The organism is Tabrizicola sp., assembly GCF_041913445.1.
Lineage (GTDB): Bacteria > Pseudomonadota > Alphaproteobacteria > Rhodobacterales > Rhodobacteraceae > Tabrizicola.
The window spans coordinates 148,966-164,699 of the sequence record NZ_JAYSFG010000007.1; the positions used below are offsets into that span (position 1 = coordinate 148,966).

A 15,734-nucleotide genomic window follows, 5' to 3' on the forward strand; every position below is an offset into this window, starting at 1 on the left:
CCTCAATACGGATCGATGGCGTCGCGCAGGCCATCGCCCAGCGCGTTGAAGGCGAAGACGGCCAGCAGGATGAAGCCCACCGGTGACAGGATCCACGGGTAGGACCCGATCACCGAGAAGGTCGACGCATCCTGCAGCATCAGGCCCCAGGAGATCAGCGGCGGCTTCACCGCGAAGCCGAGGTAGCCAAGGAAGCTCTCCAGCAGCACGATGGCCGGGATGCCCAGCGTGATCGACACGATCACATGGCTCATCACATTGGGCAGGATGTGCCGCGTGACGATCCGCGTGTCCGAGGCCCCCACCGCCTGCGCCGCGCGGACATAATCCACCCGCGCCATCGCCATGGTCTTCGACCGAACCTCGCGCGACAGCTGCGCCCAGCCCAGGCCCGCGATCACCAGGATGACGAAGCCGATGAAGACCGGGGATGGTGCCGTGACCGGGATCAGCGTGGTCAGCGTCAGGTACAAGGGCAGCTGCGGGAAGGCGAGCACGATTTCCACGAACCGCTGGAACCACATGTCGAACCGGCCGCCGATATAGCCCGAGGTGATGCCCAAGAGCGTGCCTGCAATGGTGATCAGTGTGATCGAGGTCAGCGCGATGATCAGGCTGATCCGGCTCCCCATGACCCCCCGGCTGAAGACATCCCGACCCAGCTTGTCGGTCCCCAGAAGCCGCAGGGGCGTACCGTCGCTAAGCCCGATGAAATGCGTGTTCATCGGAATGAGCCCCAGGAACTTGTACTCCCACCCATCCACGAAGAACGCCAGCGGCCGCGGGTTGTCGAGGTCCGGTCCCATCAGCGGCTGGAAGGTGATCGGGTCCAGCTCCTCGCTTTCGGTGATCGCATAGACCACCGGCCAGAGGGTGAAGCCCTCCTTGGTGTAGAAGCTGATCTTGTCCGGCGGCGCAAAAGAGGCGCCGTTGGCGTTCGGGTTCTGCGGCGAGAAGAACTCGGCGAAGATCGACATGAGGAACAGGAGCGACACCAGCACCAGCCCCAGCATCCCCGGCACCGACTTGCGGAACCGCCGCCAGACCAGCGCCCGGTAGCTTTGCGATGTGGTGGAGACCGTGGAAATCCGGCCGTCCGCGGCTTCGCCTTCGTGGACCAGCGTCATTTGTCGCTCCCCACCCGGATGCGCGGGTCAAGAACCGCCAAGAGGAGGTCGGCGATGATGTTGCCGATGATGAGCGTGGCGCCAAGAACCAGCATCAGTGTCGCGGTGACATAGACATCGCCGATCGCCATCGACCCCACGATGGCCGGGCCGATGGTGGCAAGACCGAAGACGATGGCCACCTCGATCTCGCCGGTCAGCATGTAGGGCAGGACCACGCCCTGATAGGCCACCAGCGGATGCAGCGCGTTCGGCACCGCGTGGCGCATGATCACCGCACCTTCGCCCAGACCCTTGGCCCGCGCCGTCTCGATGTATTGCGCGTTCAGTGTGTCCAGAAGGTTCGCCCGCATCACCCGCATGTTGTAGGCAAGGCCCCCGAAGGCCGCGACGGCGATCACCGGCCAGACATGCTGGATCAGGTTCCAGAGCTTGCCCCAGTTGAAGTCTAGAAAGCCCTCCCAGTACGGCTGCCCGCCGTAGCGGCTGGAATAGAACGACCCGATCTCCTGCACGTTCAACTGGAAGACCAGGATGTAGAGGATGATCAGGGCCAGCAGGAAGCGCGGGATGGTCATGCCCATGAAGCTGACGAAGGACAGCACCGTGTCGACCCAGGTGTATTGCCGCGTCGCGGCCAGGATGCCGAAGCCGATGCCGATCAGTGTCGCCAGCAGATGGCAGACCAGCGCGATGGCGATGGTCGGCGGCAGCCGCTGCGCCAGGATATCGGCCACCGGCTTGTTGTAGGCATAGGACTGGCCGAAATCGCCTTCGCTGACGATACCCCAGATCCACCAGACATACTGCAGAAGCAGCGGATCGTTCAGCCCGTTGCGCTCGCGGTATTCTTCCGCCGCGGCCGTCGCGGCCTCGGGCGTTGCCCCACCCTGGACGATCATGTTGGTGCGGATGAAGTCGGCATAGTCGCCCGGCGGGGCCTGGATGATCATGAAGGTGATGAAGCTCATCACGATCAGGACCGGCACCGATTGCATCAGGCGGACGCCAAGAAAGCCCAGCATCGCGGGTCACCTGCCAAGGAAGGGGGAAGGAAAGGCGTCCGGGGGCGGCGGTCTTCTGCCGCCCCCGGACATCGGGAGGAAACCCGTCAGTTCGCCGTGATCGGCCCGGGCGAACCCGGAGCCCCCGGCAGGGTCTGCGGATGCAGCTCCGCACCGATCTGCTGGTCCGCCGGCACATACACCCGTTCCCGGATGATGTTGTCCTCGGCCCAGTTGTACATGAAGATCGGAGCCCCCGCCGGGATGTTGGCGAAGCGCTTGTTGATGATCAGCGCACCGGGATAGGCGGTCAGGCCGGCGGCCGTCACGTTCTCGGTGAACACCTTCTGCCAGGTCTTCATCGCCTCGATCCGGGCGGCCGGGTCGCGGGTGCCGATGAAGGCCTTGATCGCATCCACAAGCTGTTGCTCATAGGGCTGCAGATCCATCTCGCCCGCACCGTTGGCACGATGCCAGACCGCCGTCATCGGCCCGATGGGCGCGAGGTTCGCCGTGCCCTGGACCGCCGAGACGTACTCCTGGTTGTTGCGCAGCACCAGCCAGTCCCAGGCACCAGCGTCACGGGCATTGTCGAAGTCCTTGCCCGTCAGGCTGTTGAGCGTGACCTTGATGCCCACATCGGCCATCATCGCCACCACGCCCTCGGCCAGGTTGCCGTCCGTGGCATAGTCCGAGTTCACCAGCAGCGTCACGGTCAGGTCCTCGCCCGACGCCAGGTTGACCACGCCGTTCCCGTCTGTGTCCGTCAGCCCTGCAGCCGCCAGAGCCTCTTTCGCGCTGGCCACGTCAAACGGATAGAACACGGTGGAAGCCGGATCGTAGAAGCTGGTCGAGGTCAGAAGACCCCCGGCATAAGGCGCCGTGAACGGCCCCTTCACCAGGCTGTCGCCCAGCCGCTGCCGATCCAGCGCGTAGGTCACGGCCTTGCGGAAATCGAGGTTCCGGTTCAGTTCGCGCACCGCCTGCGCCCGGGCATCAGGCTCACCCCAGCCGTTCGCCGACTGGTTGAAGAAGAGCTGATAGCCGATGGACCGCGGCCCGAATGCCAGACGCGCCGGGCTTGCCGGATCGGCGGCCTTCTTCAGGCTTTCGACATAGTTTTCCGGCTGTTCCAGGTTCGAGAAGTCGCCCGTCCCCGCCACCGCCTGCACGTCGCGGTCACCCCAGGTGGACAGACGGAAGTGCATCTCGTCCAGATAGGGCAGCTGCTGGCCGGTCTCGTCGACCTTCCAGTAGTAGGGGTTGCGGCGCTTCACCACGATGTCGTCGGGGCGGTGTTCCACCACGACCCAGGCTCCCATCGTCGGGAAGTTCATGTAATCCGACGGGAAGGCGTTCAGGAAGGCCTCATAGCTTTCGCCACCGTGCTTCGGGTGCTTCGGCTTCAGCACATGGCTCGGGCCGGGGCAGAAGTTGCCATAGGCCATCGCGTAAAGGACCTGCTCCGGGAACGGCTCGGCGAAGGTCAGGGTGAAGGTATAGGGATCGACCGTCGCATAGGTCGCGTTGTTGTAGGTCGCAGGGCTTGCCCCCATCAGCGGGGTGACGTTCTCGTCCATGATGACATCGTTCCAGTAGAACTCGATGTCCTCGGTGTCGAACGGGTCGCCGTCCGACCACTTTGCGCCCTCGATCAGCTTGACCGTAAGGGTCTTCCCATCCTCGGACCATTCCCAGCTCTTCGCCAGGTTCGGCAGGGGCTGCAGGTCCTCGGAGTTCACGGTGAAGAGCGGGCCGGTCCGCGTCAGGCATTCGACGAGGCCGATGTCGATCCCGCCCCAGCCATAGCTTTGCCCGGCCCAGAAGTTCCAGCCCTCGGGCCGCCCGCCGATCACATGGCGCATCACGTCGCCATAGACGCCGGGGCCGTCGGGCATGTTGGCTGTCTTGTAGACAAGCGGCTCCTTCGGCAGGCGTTCGGCCACCGGAGGAAGCTTGCCCGCATCGACGAAGGCCGTGACCCAGGCCGGTTCGGAATAGGCCGGCAGGGCCTTGAACTCGAAGATGTCCGAGCGGTTCACGTAGACCGGTTCGGTCTGCGCCTCGAACTTCGGCGGTTCTGGCGGGGCCGTGGGTGCGGCCATCTCAGCCTGCACTGCCCCCGCAGATACACCCAAAAGCAGCGCCGCCACAGCGGCGCGCCGGACCTGGAACGTCATGTCTCCTCCCTTGGCCAACACTTGTTATCGGGGCTCTGATGCCCCGCGGTTTCGCCCTGGCCGGTCCGGGCGGACCTCCTCCCCCACGGGCCGGCACAAGGGAAGGTTGCGGAAGGCCGGGGATTCCAGCAATATCACTTTGTCAGATAGTTTTCCGGTTTTCTAAGATTGCTGGAAAGGATGCCATGGACGACGCCCCGGTCCGCACGCGCTCGCGCCGCAATCCGATGCCGGTGCCGAACCACGACCGGCACTTCTATTCGCGCAACCGCGCCTTCGGCCGCTTCGGCATCCGCATCTTCGAGCCCGAGCTCATGCCGCTGCCGCACTGGCACGGCCATGTCGAGTTGAACTTCGCGATGAATTTCCGGATGGACTACGACTTTGACGGCACCAGCCTGACGGTGCCCGAGGGGCGGCTGGTCCTGTTCTGGGCCGGGGTGCCGCACCAGCTGACCGGGATCACGCCCCTGGGCGATGCGCCGATGCGGCTTGCAAACATCTACCTTCCGCTCGACAGCTTCCTTCAGATGCGCCACATCATGTCGCTGCAGGTTGCCCTGATCGGCCGCGGGATGATCGTCCTGCCCCAATCGCTTTGCGACGAGACGCAGATGCAGCGCTGGTATGCCGACTACCGATCCGGCGATTTCGAACGGGCCGAGATCGTGAAGATGGAGCTCAACGCCCTTCTGCGTCGCGCCGCCATCACCGGCTTCGACTTCCTGAGGCCGCCCCAGCACGAAATCGCCCAAGACCGCAGCCTTGGGTCCGCCCATGTCCGACACGTCATCGCGATGGTCCGCTTCGTGCTGGAAAACCTGGACAAGCCCCTGCTCAACGCGCAGGTCACCGCCGTCACCGGCCTGCACGAAAACTACGCGCTCTCGCTCTTTTCCAAGACCATGCAGGTCCCGTTGAAGCAGTTCATCAACCGGATGCGGCTGATGCGGGCGCGGGCGCTTCTGGTGGAAAGCTCGACCGCCATCTCTGCCGTGGCCGAGCAGTGCGGCTTCTCCTCGATGACCCAGTTCTACGCCCAGTTCCGCGCAGGCTACGGCATGCCGCCCGCCGCGCTGCGCCAGCACTACGTCCGGATGGACCTGCACTGAGGTCAGGCGGCCACCGGCTCGATCAGCCCTGGGCCGGACGCCCGGTTGGAATTGACCGCGACGCCCACCCGGAACGGGCGGCTCATCACCCCCTCGGGCACGGGTTTCATCAGCACCGCCGCGCCATGTCCCGCCTCGCCCAGCCACAAGGGCCAGTCCGCGCGCTCCAGGATGACCGGTTCGCGGTGATGGATCTGCGCCATCCCCGGTCCCGCTTCGGTCGAGACGATCGCCACGGTGTCCATGTCCCCCCAGCGCTGCCAGACGCCAGCCAGGGCCATCGGCTGCCCATCGCTGCGGGTGAAATACCAGGGCTGGCGCTTGCCGTCCTCGCCCTCGTTCCATTCGTAGAAGCCCGAGGCCGGGACGATGCAACGCCGCTCCCGGATCGCCGCCTTGAAGGCGGGCTTCGTCGCCACGGTGTCTGACCGCGCGTTGATGATCAGCGGCCCGTCGTTCGGCGCCTTGTACCAGGACGGGATGAACCCCCAGCGCATGGTCCGCAGCCGCCGCACGCCGCCCTCCGATGTCACCACCGCAACCGGATTGGTCGGACAGACGTTGAAGTTCGGCCCCTGCGGCAGGTCATTCCCGGCCACGGCATCGAACAGCGCCGCCAGCGCCTCGTTGGGGTGGGTGATGGTGAAGCGTCCGCACATGCGGGAAAGATAGGCGATGGCAGCGCAAAGACCAAGGCTGACCGGCCTTCACTGCAGCGCTATGCTCCCGTCAGGAGGATTGGCCATGTCCCTGTCCCAGATCGCCCGCCGCGTGGAAAACCTGGACCGCGCCCGCCGCTTCTGGCGCGAGACACTTGGCATCCCCGAACTTTACGCCTTCCCCGGCCTCGCCTTCTTCGACCTGGGCGGAACGCGCCTGATGCTGCGGGAAACCGGCCGGCGCGAGGAGGCGGACATCCTCTATCTCAGGACCTCCGACATTGCCGCTTCCCATGCCGACCTGACGGAAAAGGGCGCCAGCATGACCGGCGCCCCGCATATGATCCACAAGCACCCCGACGGGGCCGAGGAATGGATGGCCTTCTTCAAGGACGACGAAGGCCGCGACCTCGCGCTCCACAGCCTCATCCGCTGACACCTCGTCCTGCGCCTTCGGCTTCTTCTCGGCCGCCCAGCGAAGAGCGACCCAAGAAAGCAAGGTGCCGCGCCCCCGGGGGCTACTGCCCCAGCTTCTTGATCCGGCCCTCTACCGCCAGGTTCACCGTCCCCAGCTTCTCGACATAGGCCATCACGTCGTTGGCGACGAGCTGCCCCGTCGGCCCGTCCGTCACGATCCGCCCGCCGCCCAGCGCATCATAGCCGTCCCCGCCGCCAAGGATGTAGTCGTTGACCGCCACCTTGTAGAGCTTGTCGGCCTCCAGGGGCGCGCCGCCGACCATCACTTCGCTGACCCGCGACCCAGCCGGGGCCGAGGCATCAAACGCGTAGGTCAGCCCCGATACCTGTGCGAAGCGTCCTGCACCCTTCTCGACCTGGCTCACCCCGTTCTCCAGGGCCAGCAGCACCTGGCTTCCTGGCAGCTCTGTCACCACCGTCACGTTGCCGAAGGGCAGTTCGGTCAGGATGTCGCGCCGCGTCAGCTTGCGCCCCGTCTCATAGGTCGTGTCGCCCCGGATGCCGCCCCCGTTCATGATCGCGATATCCGCCCCCGTCGCATCCCGCATCGCGTCGGCGATCAGGTTGCCCATCGTGGCTTCCTCGGCCCGCACCACGTTCCGGCGGCTGTCCAGGGGGGCTTCGACCGTCCCGATCTCGACATTCAGGTTCTGGTCCATCGTCGCACGCAGGGCATCGGCCATCGCCACCGACTCCGGGTCCGGCGTCACCGTCGCCGTGTCGATGAAGCGGAAGCCCGGGACCCAGGAAATCTCGCGCTTGCCGTCATCGGTCGTCGTCACCTCGACCGTCAGATCGACCGGAGACAGGAACTGCCCGTCGATGCTGGTTTCCACATAGGCCGTCCGGCCGTCATAGGCCGTCGCATAGGAATGGTCGTCGCCCGACAGGATCACATCGAACGCCCCGCTGGCCATCAGCGCCCGGTCGTTCTCCATGTTGGTCTGCACCACGCCGACGACCAGGTCCGCCCCCTCTTCCCGTGCCTTCTCGGCCGCGGCGACGCCCGTCTCCACCGTAGGCAGGAACTTCAGGCTGCCCGTCGACGACACCTCTGGCGAGGTGTCCTGCGCCACCGGGATCAGCGCCACCTTCAGGCCGCCCACTTCCTTCACCATCACGCCGCCCAGCCCCTCGATGGCCGACCCGTCGCCATTGGTGATGTTGATCGCCGCCCAGGGATATTTCGACGCCTTCATCTTCTCGAGGAAGTTCTCCGGCCCGAAGTCGAACTCGTGGTTGCCCGGCACCGCCAGGTCGAAGGGCACCAGGTTGGTGAAGTCGATGGTGTTCTGGCCCTGGTCAAAGCCCGAAGCCAGCGAGGGCGACAGCATGTCCCCGTTGAACAGATAAAGCGTGTTGGGGTTCGCCGCACGCTCGGCCTTGGCCACGGCATTCAGCCGGGCAAACCCGCCGCGTCCATCCTCTTCCTCGAAGTTGTACACATCGCCCACGCCCAGAAGTGTCAACTTCACCGTCTCTGCCTGCGCCGCGGGGGCCATCAGGGCCGCAAGGATCGCCACTCTCGAAATCATCTGCATCGCGAGTCTCCTGTCATGCTGAAAGCTCCAGACTGCGCCCAAGTGGCGCTCAGGTCAAAAAATTCCGACGCCTGTGCCCCGCGTCCGCCCGGATACAACCTGTGGTGAGTGCATCTAAAAAATAACATATATTAATCATCTGTTGACCTTGTTCGGAACTATCGAAAGTCGCGTTCAGTATCCAAAAGCATAGCCCAAGCTTCGAAAGGGCTAGCAAATGAAACAACTTCTGCTTGCATTTACTTTCGTAATGAGTGCATCGAGTGCAAACGCCGAAACAAACGCCCCTCAGCCTTGCGAATATTTCGAAATCCGCAACCTGACGGTCACGCGCTACGTGCGCCCGAACTGCTCGGGAATTGCGGCTGAAAGAAGCGCACCGACCGTGGTCCAACCGGCCAAGGGCGTCGTCATTCCCAAGCCGGTGCTTACACAACCCCAACCGCAACCCGTCCTCGAAACCGCGTCAGAGCCGCAGCCGGAACCCGTTCCCGTGCCCGTCGCGGAGCCCACTTCCGAGCCGACGCCGGAACCCGCACCCGTCGTGGAGCCCACTCCCGAGCCGACGCCGGAACCCGCACCCGTCGTGGAGCCCACTCCCGAACCGACGCCGGAGCCGACGCCCGAGCCGACGCCCGAGCCCGAGGTCGTTTCTGCACCTGCGCCCCAGCCTACCCCCGCGCCGGCACCGGAAGCACCGGCCGAAGGTGACGGCAACAACGGTCACGGCAACGACCCTGGCAAGTTCGACAGCAGCAATCCCGCCCAGGGCAACCAGAACGGGACGCACGACGACAACGGCCACGGCAATGATGCGGGCGGCGTTGATTCCAGCAACCCGGCCACCAGCGGCGAAGCCGGAAACGGGACCGGCAACGCAAACGCCAACGGCAACGGCAACGGCAACGGCAACGGCAACGGAAACGGCAACGGAAACGGCAACGGTTACGGGAAGGGCAACAAGTAACCCGCTCCTGTCTGCAGCGATCCGGCGCGCCTGTCTGGCGCGCCGCTTTCATTTCTGCCCCTCAACCCGGCCCGGGCGCGCCAGACCATTGCCAGTTGATCCGTCCTTCGCTATTCGGCCCCCATGTTGATCCTCAAGATCTTCCGACGCCCCGAATGGGATGCGTTCCGCGCGGCTGGAGTGACCCAGGGCGCTCCCATCGACCTTGCAGACGGCTACATCCATTTCTCGACCGCCGCCCAGGTGGCCGAAACCGCCGCCAAATGGTTCGCTACGGAAAGCGACCTCGTCCTCGTGGCTTCCGACCCCGACAAGCTCGGGCCCGAGCTGAAATGGGAACCCTCACGCGGCGGGCAGCTTTTCCCGCATCTCTACCGGCCGCTGCGGATCGAGGAAGTCGTCTGGGACAAGTCCCTGCCGCTGGGTGCCACCGGCCACATCTTCCCCGAGGGCCTCTGGTGAGCACACTCGAACGTCTGGGGCTGTCGCTTCTGCACCGTCTCGACCCGGAACGCGCGCACGGTTTGTCGCTTCTCGCGCTGCGGACAGGCCTGGCCCCACTGCCGGGTCCCGTCGACCTGCCCCGGCTCCATACCACGCTTGCCGGGATGCCGCTGCTGAACCCGGTCGGGCTTGCGGCCGGCTATGACAAGAATGCCGAGGCCGTCGCGCCCCTCTCCCGCGCGGGTTTCGGCTTCATCGAGGTCGGCGCGGCAACGCCTCTGCCCCAGCCCGGCAACGAGAAGCCGCGCCTCTTTCGCCTGACCGAGGACCGCGCGGCGATCAACCGCTTCGGCTTCAACAACCAGGGGATGGAGGCGATCGGTACCCGCCTGGCCGCCCGCACCCCCGGTCCGGTGCCCGTCGGGCTGAACCTCGGCGCCAACAAGACAGCCCAGAACCGCGCCGCCGATTTCGCCACGGTACTGGCCCACTGTGGCCCCCATGTCGATTTCGCCACCGTCAATGTCAGCTCTCCGAACACCGAGCGCCTGCGCGACCTCCAGGGCCGCGCCGCCCTGGCCGAGCTTCTGCGCCAGGTGATGGAGGCGCGCGCCACCCTGCCCCGTCCGATCCCGGTGTTCCTGAAGATCGCCCCCGACCTGACCCGCGCCGACCTCGAGGACATCGTCGAGGTGGCCCTGTCCACCCGCATCTCGGGGATCATCACGACGAACACGACCATCAGCCGGGAAGGTTTGAAATCTGTAAATCGTGACCAGGCTGGGGGTCTTTCCGGCGCGCCGTTGTTCGAAAAGTCCACCCGCGTGCTGGCGCAACTGTCCCAGCTCACCCACGGCCTTTTGCCGCTGATCGGGGTCGGCGGGGTCTCCACCGCCGAACAGGCCTACCAGAAGATCCGCGCCGGCGCCTCGGCGGTGCAGCTTTACACTGCGATGGTCTACGGCGGCCTTTCGATCATCCCCGAGATTGCCCGCGGACTGGACACGCTTCTGGCCCGCGACGGCTATGCCAGTGTCTCGCTCGCCGTGGGCACGGGCCGCGGCGACTGGCTCTAGGCCTTCTTACTGGCTGAAAATCCGGCGCCTCAGAACGCCTTGAATGTCATCGTGGTCAGCGTCCGCTGGATGCCCGGAATGTCGAACAGCCGCGACGACAGGTAGTGCCCGGTGTCCTCTCCCTCGGGGATGTAGACCTTGGCGATCAGGTCGTAATCGCCGCTGGTGGAATAAAGCTCGCTCACCACCTCGCGGTCCCAGATCGCATTGGCCACCTCATAGGTCTGGCCGGGGGTGCAGCGGAACTGGACGAAAACCAAAGCCATCGGGGCCTCCATTCTTGGGGCAAATCCTAGCCCGCCCGGCGGGGAAGGAAAAGCCTCACTCCTCGCCCAGCGCCAGGGGTGCCGGCTCGCGCTTCAGGTCGTCGATCGACAGCGGACCCGACGGCCGCGCAAGCCGGTTGCGCACCACCCAGTAAAGCCGCGTCTGCGCCCGCGTGATCGCCACATAGGCCAGCCGCTTCCACAAGGGCACCCCCGCCTCGCTGCGCCCGGACTGGGCGGCCGCATAAAGATCCGGCGCGAAGACCTGCACTTCGTCCCACTGGCTGCCTTGCGCCTTGTGGATCGTGACCGCTGCCCCGTGCAGGAAGGCCGCCCCCATCCGCGCCGCATGCGGTATGAATGGCTCTTCCTCGTCCGGCTTCTCGATCTTGATGATGCTCGCCGCGCTGACCTGAGGCTCCTCCGCCCCCACCACATGCAGCTTGGCAAACCCCTCTCGGTTCCCCTCGCCCAGGTAGATCACCTGCGCGCCCTTGATCAGCCCCCGCGCCTCCAGGTCGATCCGCTTCTTCCGGTGCTTCAGCGGCAGCTCGATCCCGTCGCAGATCAGCGGCTCTCCCGGCAAGAGCTGGTCCTCGGGCGCGCCATAGGCCCCCCGGAACGCCTGGATCAGTCGCACCCGCGTCGCGTTGCGCCAGACCAGGACCGGAGACCGCGCCATCAGTGCCGCCTCGACGCGCTCGGCCCAGACCACGCGGTCATCCTTCCGCGCGGTCGCCTCGACCATCCGCTCGAACTCCTCGAACCCCAGGCGGTCGTCCGACAGGGCGTGGGCGAGGTCGAGTATCGGGTTGTCCTGCGTCTGGCGGTGGATGCGATGCAGGATCAGCTTCCGCCCCTCCGACAGCTTGTCGAAGACCATCTCGCCGGACTGCCCCACCGGGGCCAGCTGTGCCGGGTCGCCGAACAGGACCAGAGTCGGGAAGATCTCGCGCAGGTCCTCGAACTGGCGCTCATCCAGCATCGAGCTTTCATCGACGAAGCCCACGTCCAACGGCTCTTCCCGCCGCTTCCAACCCTTGATGAAGTCGCTGCCCTTCAGCCCGGCCGCCGCCAAGGCCCCCGGGATCGACGCCACCTGCTGGTAGAAGGCATGTGCCCGGTCCAGCGCCAGATCGGTCAGCCCCGCAATCGCCAGGCTGTCCACAACCGGCCGAGTCCCCGTCCCCGCCAGCCATTCGGCGATCTTCTCGTATTCCGGATCATAGACCGGAGTGTAAAGGATCCGGTGGATCGTCGTCGCCGGAACCCCCCGCAGCCGCAGGACCGATGCTGCCTTGTTGGTGGGCGCAAGGATCGCCAGCGTGCGGCGGTCCTTGCGCTTGCGCCCCTCGTAATCGCCCGAGATCACTTCGACGCCCGCCGCCTTGAGACCCCGGTAAAGCTCGGCCAGAAGCATCGTCTTGCCCGACCCCGCCTTGCCCACCACGGCAAGGACCGAGGTCCGCCCCTCGGCCATCGGGCTCAACTCGCCCTCGGCCAGGTCTATTCCCGCACCGACGAAAGCGGCGGCAAGCCGGTCATAGGCCTCGGCCTGGTCGTCGGAAAAGGTCAGCGCGGGGGCCTGCATGTTGCGACCATATCCCGTGCCGCCGCCAAGCGGTAGGGTCAGTGCATCTGCCGACCCTGCGGAGGCGGCGACTGCGGAGGCTCGTCCGGACCACCCTCGGCCGCGCCAATCTCCCGCCGGGCCACGTCGATGGTTTCGGACACCTTCTCTGCCAGCCGCGGCAGGCCGTTCTGGGTCGCATAGGTAAGTAGATCCGACAAGACGTCGAAGACCCAGTCGTGGCGCATGAATTCCCTCGGCCAGTAACCTGTGCCGCCTGGGACCGACCTGACGGCCGGACCCGATGGCGACTCACTTAAGCACAGATATCCGGCGATGGGTGAATTCGTTGTTAAAGGTTGACTTTAACTTAATTTGCTCGCCTCAAGCGTGTCCTCAAAGGTCCGCAACCCCGTCCGCGGTGCCTGCACCAGCACTGCCATGTTGCCGGGCTTGTGCTGGTTCTTCCACATCAGCGTATGCGCGCGCGGGATTTCCGCCCAGGGGAAGACTTCGGACATGCAGGGGTCCAGCCGGCGTTCCACCATCAGCTTGTTGGCGCTGGCCGCCTGCTTCAGATGCGCGAAGTGGCTGCCCTGCAGGCGCTTCTGGTGCATCCACATGTAGCGGACGTCGAAAGTGCAGTTGAACCCCGTGGTTCCCGCGCAGATCACCACCATGCCGCCCTTCTTGCAGACGAGCGAGGACACCGGGAAGGTCGCCTCGCCCGGATGCTCGAACACCATGTCGACGTTCACGCCCTTGCCGGTGATGTCCCAGATCGCCTTGCCGAAGCGCCGCGCCTCCTTGAGCCACTCGTTGTATTCGGGCGAGTTCACCGTCGGCAACTGCCCCCAGCACTTGAACTCGTTGCGGTTGATGACGCCCTTGGCCCCCAGCCCCAGCACGAAATCGCGCTTCGATTCGTCGCTGATGACCCCGATCGCATTGGCCCCGGCCGTATTGATCAGCTGGATCGCATAGGACCCCAGGCCCCCCGACGCCCCCCAGACCAGAACGTTCTGCCCCGGCTTCAGGTCATGCGGCTCATGCCCGAACAGCATCCGGTAAGCCGTCGCCAGCGTCAGCGTGTAGCAGGCCGATTCCTCCCAGCTCAGGTGCTTCGGCCGCGGCATCAGCTGTTGCGCCTGGACGCGGGTGAACTGCGCAAAGGACCCGTCCGGAGTCTCGTAGCCCCAGATCCGCTGGGTCGGAGAGAACATCGGATCGCCCCCATTGCACTCCTCGTCGTCGCCGTCGTCCTGGTTGCAGTGGATCACCACCTCGTCGCCGACCTTCCAGCGCTTGACCTTGTCGCCCACCGCCCAGACGATCCCCGCCGCATCGGATCCGGCGATGTGGTACGGTTGCTTGTGACCGTCGAAGGGGCTGATCGGCTGGCCCAGGCCCGCCCAGACGCCGTTGTAGTTGACGCCCGCCGCCATCACCATGACCAGCACTTCGTGGCTGTCGATCTTCCAGGTGTCCACCACCTCGACCTGGAAGGACTCATCCGGAGCGCCATGCCGCTCGCGCCGGATCGCCCAGGCGTACATCTTGGCTGGCACATGACCCAGCGGAGGCATCTCGCCCAGCTCATAAAGGTCCTTCTTCGGCGCGTCGTAGATCACGGGTGCGTTTTGGGTATCCAAAGCCAACTTAGCCTCCAAACAGATGCCGCGCCGCAGAATCGCCGCGCCCTTGCAGCAAGAGTAATATTCTTGCGCGCAACTTTGCAATAGTCAGATCGGGTCTTCTTGTAATTTTATGTCTGCGGCGGCGCAGAAACCTCAACGGCCGGGACCGAGGCCGCGTAGAAGTCCAAAAGGGCCCGCTCCTTCGGCACCGGTTTCAGGTCCACCGAGACCAGCCCGCGCCGGATCAACGGCTCCAGACCTTCATCGAGGACGGAGGCCCCGCCAACCGGCGGCAGCTTCAGGACCGCCCCCGCCTCGGACAGCCGCGCGACCATCTCCTGCACCCGCGCGCCCAGCTCCTCGCGGCTCGCTGCCCCATCGCCCAGCGCGCGGGCCACCAGCGGCACCGGCAACACCGGCACCACCGCCGCAATCGCGGCCATCAGCCGCTCGCCCAGGGCTTCCACCGTGCCGCCCGCCGCCAGATGATCCCGCAACGACACCGGCGCCCCGAACCCGGCCGCGGCCGTACCGAAGCCCTTCGTCCGTCCCCGGAACCGCGCCCACAGGAAGCGCAACCCGTGCCAAGCCACCAGCACCGGCCGGTTCCGGAACCGCCGCGTGCCAGACTGCGCCGCCTCGACCAGGACCCGGTCCTCCAGCACCCGGTCATAAGCCAGCCCAACCGGCACGAAGACCACATCGCGGGCATGGGGCGTCCAGCCCTCCACGATATAGCTGATCAGCCCCAGCTTCGCCGGTCCAACCCGGCCGTCCAGGCTCAGCCCGCCCTCGGGGAACATCGCCTGCGTCGTCCCCTCCTCGGTCGCCATCTGCACATAGCGCGCCAGGACCTTGCGGTAGAGCGCATTGCGGCTGCCGCGCCGGATGAAATAGGCCCCCATCGACCGGATCAGCGCGCTCAGCGGCCAGACCCGCGCCCATTCACCCACCGCGTAGCTCACAGCCGAGCGGTCCGCGACCAGCCAGGTGACCAGCACATAGTCCAGGTTCGACCGGTGGTTCATCACGAAGATGACCGAGGCCTTCGGATCGATCTGCCGCAGTGCCTGGTCCACCTTGCCGACGCGGACCCGGTACAGAAGGCGGGAAAGCCACTTCGCCGCCCGCGTGCCGAAGCCGAAATAGACCGTCGCCGAAAACCCCGGCACGATCTCCCGCGCATAGCGGCGGGCCTCCTCGAAGGCGACCTCCCCCGGCACCCCGGTCTCAGCCGCATGGGCCATAGCCGCCTCGACCACCCGCTGGTCATAGGCCAGCCGCGCCACCATGTCCGACCGCTCGGCCAGCTTGAAAAGGTCGATCTTCCGGTCGAGCCGCGCGTTCAACCTCGACAGCGCCCGCTCCGCCCGACGCCGGAAGAACCAGCGCACGCTGGGGAACAGGAAATGCGTCGCAAAGCTGACCGCGGCAAAGCCCAGGATCAGGACCAGCAACCAGACGGGAACCGCAACCGTGCCGAACATGGTCCGACCCTAGCCGATCCCCCTTTTCCAGCAATGGCTTTCATCTTTGCCCAAATATCCCGGGGGTGCGGGGGCTGGCCCCCGCTCCACCGCAGTTTGCGCAGCGCCGCGCGTGAAAACCCCAAGATCTTTACCGTAAACCAACCCTGAAGCCAAAAAAATAACCGCCCCACGCGCGAGGCCCCCC

General features: G+C 65.6%; 15 protein-coding genes. 5 read left to right on the plus strand and 10 right to left on the minus strand.

The genetic code is table 11. The features are described from left to right. Positions 1 to 2 precede the first annotated feature (2 nt). The 3 genes from ACE3Q6_RS10630 to ACE3Q6_RS10640 all read right to left on the minus strand — a co-directional run bounded on the left by ACE3Q6_RS10630 (position 3) and on the right by ACE3Q6_RS10640 (position 4,311). The gene (locus ACE3Q6_RS10630; RefSeq protein WP_374431971.1) at positions 3 to 1,127 is read right to left on the minus strand and encodes an ABC transporter permease; all 1,125 of its coding nucleotides are present in this window, start codon (positions 1,125 to 1,127) and stop codon (positions 3 to 5) included. Beyond that, positions 1,124 to 2,152 (minus strand): ABC transporter permease, encoded by a 1,029-nt coding sequence (locus ACE3Q6_RS10635; protein WP_374431974.1) that lies wholly within the window; start codon positions 2,150 to 2,152, stop codon positions 1,124 to 1,126. Before ACE3Q6_RS10635 ends, ACE3Q6_RS10630 begins: the two co-directional genes overlap by 4 nt. Positions 2,153 to 2,238: 86 nt before the next feature. Further along, on the minus strand, positions 2,239 to 4,311 hold the full coding sequence (locus ACE3Q6_RS10640) for an ABC transporter substrate-binding protein (protein ID WP_374431976.1): 2,073 nt from the start codon (positions 4,309 to 4,311) through the stop codon (positions 2,239 to 2,241). Between the two features lie 185 nt (positions 4,312 to 4,496). On the opposite strand from ACE3Q6_RS10640, the gene ACE3Q6_RS10645 reads away from it, so the two are divergent. Continuing rightward, positions 4,497 to 5,423, plus strand: coding sequence for a helix-turn-helix domain-containing protein (locus ACE3Q6_RS10645; RefSeq protein WP_374431978.1), 927 nt, complete (start codon positions 4,497 to 4,499; stop codon positions 5,421 to 5,423). 2 nt (positions 5,424 to 5,425) lie between these two features. On the opposite strand, the gene ACE3Q6_RS10650 is transcribed toward ACE3Q6_RS10645, so the two are convergent. After that, a complete protein-coding gene (locus ACE3Q6_RS10650; protein ID WP_374431980.1) occupies positions 5,426 to 6,082 on the minus strand; it encodes an SOS response-associated peptidase in 657 nt (218 codons plus the stop codon). A gap of 85 nt (positions 6,083 to 6,167) precedes the next feature. Here ACE3Q6_RS10650 and ACE3Q6_RS10655 point away from each other — a divergent pair, with 85 nt between their 5' ends. Beyond that, positions 6,168 to 6,518 carry a VOC family protein gene (locus ACE3Q6_RS10655; RefSeq protein ID WP_374431982.1) on the plus strand — a complete coding sequence of 117 codons (351 nt, stop codon included), beginning with the start codon at positions 6,168 to 6,170 and terminating at the stop codon, positions 6,516 to 6,518. A gap of 82 nt (positions 6,519 to 6,600) precedes the next feature. Here the strand turns inward: ACE3Q6_RS10655 and ACE3Q6_RS10660 are convergent, their stop codons facing one another. Then, positions 6,601 to 8,100 carry a bifunctional UDP-sugar hydrolase/5'-nucleotidase gene (locus ACE3Q6_RS10660; RefSeq protein ID WP_374431984.1) on the minus strand — a complete coding sequence of 500 codons (1,500 nt, stop codon included), beginning with the start codon at positions 8,098 to 8,100 and terminating at the stop codon, positions 6,601 to 6,603. A 217-nt stretch (positions 8,101 to 8,317) separates the two neighbouring features. Here ACE3Q6_RS10660 and ACE3Q6_RS10665 point away from each other — a divergent pair, with 217 nt between their 5' ends. The 3 genes from ACE3Q6_RS10665 (at position 8,318) to ACE3Q6_RS10675 (ending at position 10,587) form a co-directional block, all read left to right on the plus strand. Then, complete coding sequence (locus ACE3Q6_RS10665) at positions 8,318 to 9,067, plus strand: hypothetical protein (RefSeq protein ID WP_374431986.1); 750 nt, start codon at positions 8,318 to 8,320, stop codon at positions 9,065 to 9,067. Between the two features lie 123 nt (positions 9,068 to 9,190). Beyond that, positions 9,191 to 9,529, plus strand: coding sequence for a DUF952 domain-containing protein (locus tag ACE3Q6_RS10670; protein ID WP_374431988.1), 339 nt, complete (start codon positions 9,191 to 9,193; stop codon positions 9,527 to 9,529). Further along, positions 9,526 to 10,587 carry a quinone-dependent dihydroorotate dehydrogenase gene (locus ACE3Q6_RS10675; RefSeq protein ID WP_374431990.1) on the plus strand — a complete coding sequence of 354 codons (1,062 nt, stop codon included), beginning with the start codon at positions 9,526 to 9,528 and terminating at the stop codon, positions 10,585 to 10,587. The genes ACE3Q6_RS10670 and ACE3Q6_RS10675 overlap by 4 nt, the downstream gene beginning before the upstream one ends. Before the next feature lie 29 nt (positions 10,588 to 10,616). Here ACE3Q6_RS10675 and ACE3Q6_RS10680 read toward each other — a convergent pair whose 3' ends face one another. The 5 genes from ACE3Q6_RS10680 to ACE3Q6_RS10700 form a co-directional block, all read right to left on the minus strand. Beyond that, positions 10,617 to 10,853: an Lrp/AsnC ligand binding domain-containing protein gene (locus tag ACE3Q6_RS10680; protein ID WP_294977648.1), complete on the minus strand. Its 237-nt coding sequence runs from the start codon at positions 10,851 to 10,853 to the stop codon at positions 10,617 to 10,619. A gap of 55 nt (positions 10,854 to 10,908) precedes the next feature. Next, positions 10,909 to 12,444: an ATP-dependent RecD-like DNA helicase gene (locus tag ACE3Q6_RS10685; RefSeq protein WP_374431993.1), complete on the minus strand. Its 1,536-nt coding sequence runs from the start codon at positions 12,442 to 12,444 to the stop codon at positions 10,909 to 10,911. Positions 12,445 to 12,482: 38 nt separating this feature from the next. After that, positions 12,483 to 12,671 (minus strand): hypothetical protein, encoded by a 189-nt coding sequence (locus ACE3Q6_RS10690; RefSeq protein WP_374431995.1) that lies wholly within the window; start codon positions 12,669 to 12,671, stop codon positions 12,483 to 12,485. A gap of 117 nt (positions 12,672 to 12,788) precedes the next feature. Continuing rightward, positions 12,789 to 14,081 (minus strand): crotonyl-CoA carboxylase/reductase, encoded by a 1,293-nt coding sequence (gene ccrA, locus ACE3Q6_RS10695; RefSeq protein WP_374431998.1) that lies wholly within the window; start codon positions 14,079 to 14,081, stop codon positions 12,789 to 12,791. A gap of 107 nt (positions 14,082 to 14,188) precedes the next feature. Then, on the minus strand, positions 14,189 to 15,547 hold the full coding sequence (locus ACE3Q6_RS10700; RefSeq protein WP_374432000.1) for a 1-acyl-sn-glycerol-3-phosphate acyltransferase: 1,359 nt from the start codon (positions 15,545 to 15,547) through the stop codon (positions 14,189 to 14,191). Positions 15,548 to 15,734: the final 187 nt, after the last annotated feature.

Excerpts from the sequence above, each read along its gene's own strand:
- ACE3Q6_RS10660 (WP_374431984.1), bottom strand. The coding sequence starts at position 8,100 with ATGCAGATGATTTCGAGAGTGGCGATCCTTGCGGCCCTGATGGCCCCC.
- ACE3Q6_RS10635 (WP_374431974.1), bottom strand. The coding sequence starts at position 2,152 with ATGCTGGGCTTTCTTGGCGTCCGCCTGATGCAATCGGTGCCGGTCCTG.
- ACE3Q6_RS10650 (WP_374431980.1), bottom strand. The coding sequence starts at position 6,082 with ATGTGCGGACGCTTCACCATCACCCACCCCAACGAGGCGCTGGCGGCG.
- ACE3Q6_RS10655 (WP_374431982.1), top strand. The coding sequence starts at position 6,168 with ATGTCCCTGTCCCAGATCGCCCGCCGCGTGGAAAACCTGGACCGCGCC.
- ACE3Q6_RS10640 (WP_374431976.1), bottom strand. The coding sequence starts at position 4,311 with ATGACGTTCCAGGTCCGGCGCGCCGCTGTGGCGGCGCTGCTTTTGGGT.
- ACE3Q6_RS10685 (WP_374431993.1), bottom strand. The coding sequence starts at position 12,444 with ATGCAGGCCCCCGCGCTGACCTTTTCCGACGACCAGGCCGAGGCCTAT.
- ACE3Q6_RS10690 (WP_374431995.1), bottom strand. The coding sequence starts at position 12,671 with ATGCGCCACGACTGGGTCTTCGACGTCTTGTCGGATCTACTTACCTAT.
- ACE3Q6_RS10665 (WP_374431986.1), top strand. The coding sequence starts at position 8,318 with ATGAAACAACTTCTGCTTGCATTTACTTTCGTAATGAGTGCATCGAGT.
- ACE3Q6_RS10645 (WP_374431978.1), top strand. The coding sequence starts at position 4,497 with ATGGACGACGCCCCGGTCCGCACGCGCTCGCGCCGCAATCCGATGCCG.
- ACE3Q6_RS10630 (WP_374431971.1), bottom strand. The coding sequence starts at position 1,127 with ATGACGCTGGTCCACGAAGGCGAAGCCGCGGACGGCCGGATTTCCACG.
- ACE3Q6_RS10700 (WP_374432000.1), bottom strand. The coding sequence starts at position 15,547 with ATGTTCGGCACGGTTGCGGTTCCCGTCTGGTTGCTGGTCCTGATCCTG.
- ACE3Q6_RS10670 (WP_374431988.1), top strand. The coding sequence starts at position 9,191 with ATGTTGATCCTCAAGATCTTCCGACGCCCCGAATGGGATGCGTTCCGC.
- ACE3Q6_RS10680 (WP_294977648.1), bottom strand. The coding sequence starts at position 10,853 with ATGGCTTTGGTTTTCGTCCAGTTCCGCTGCACCCCCGGCCAGACCTAT.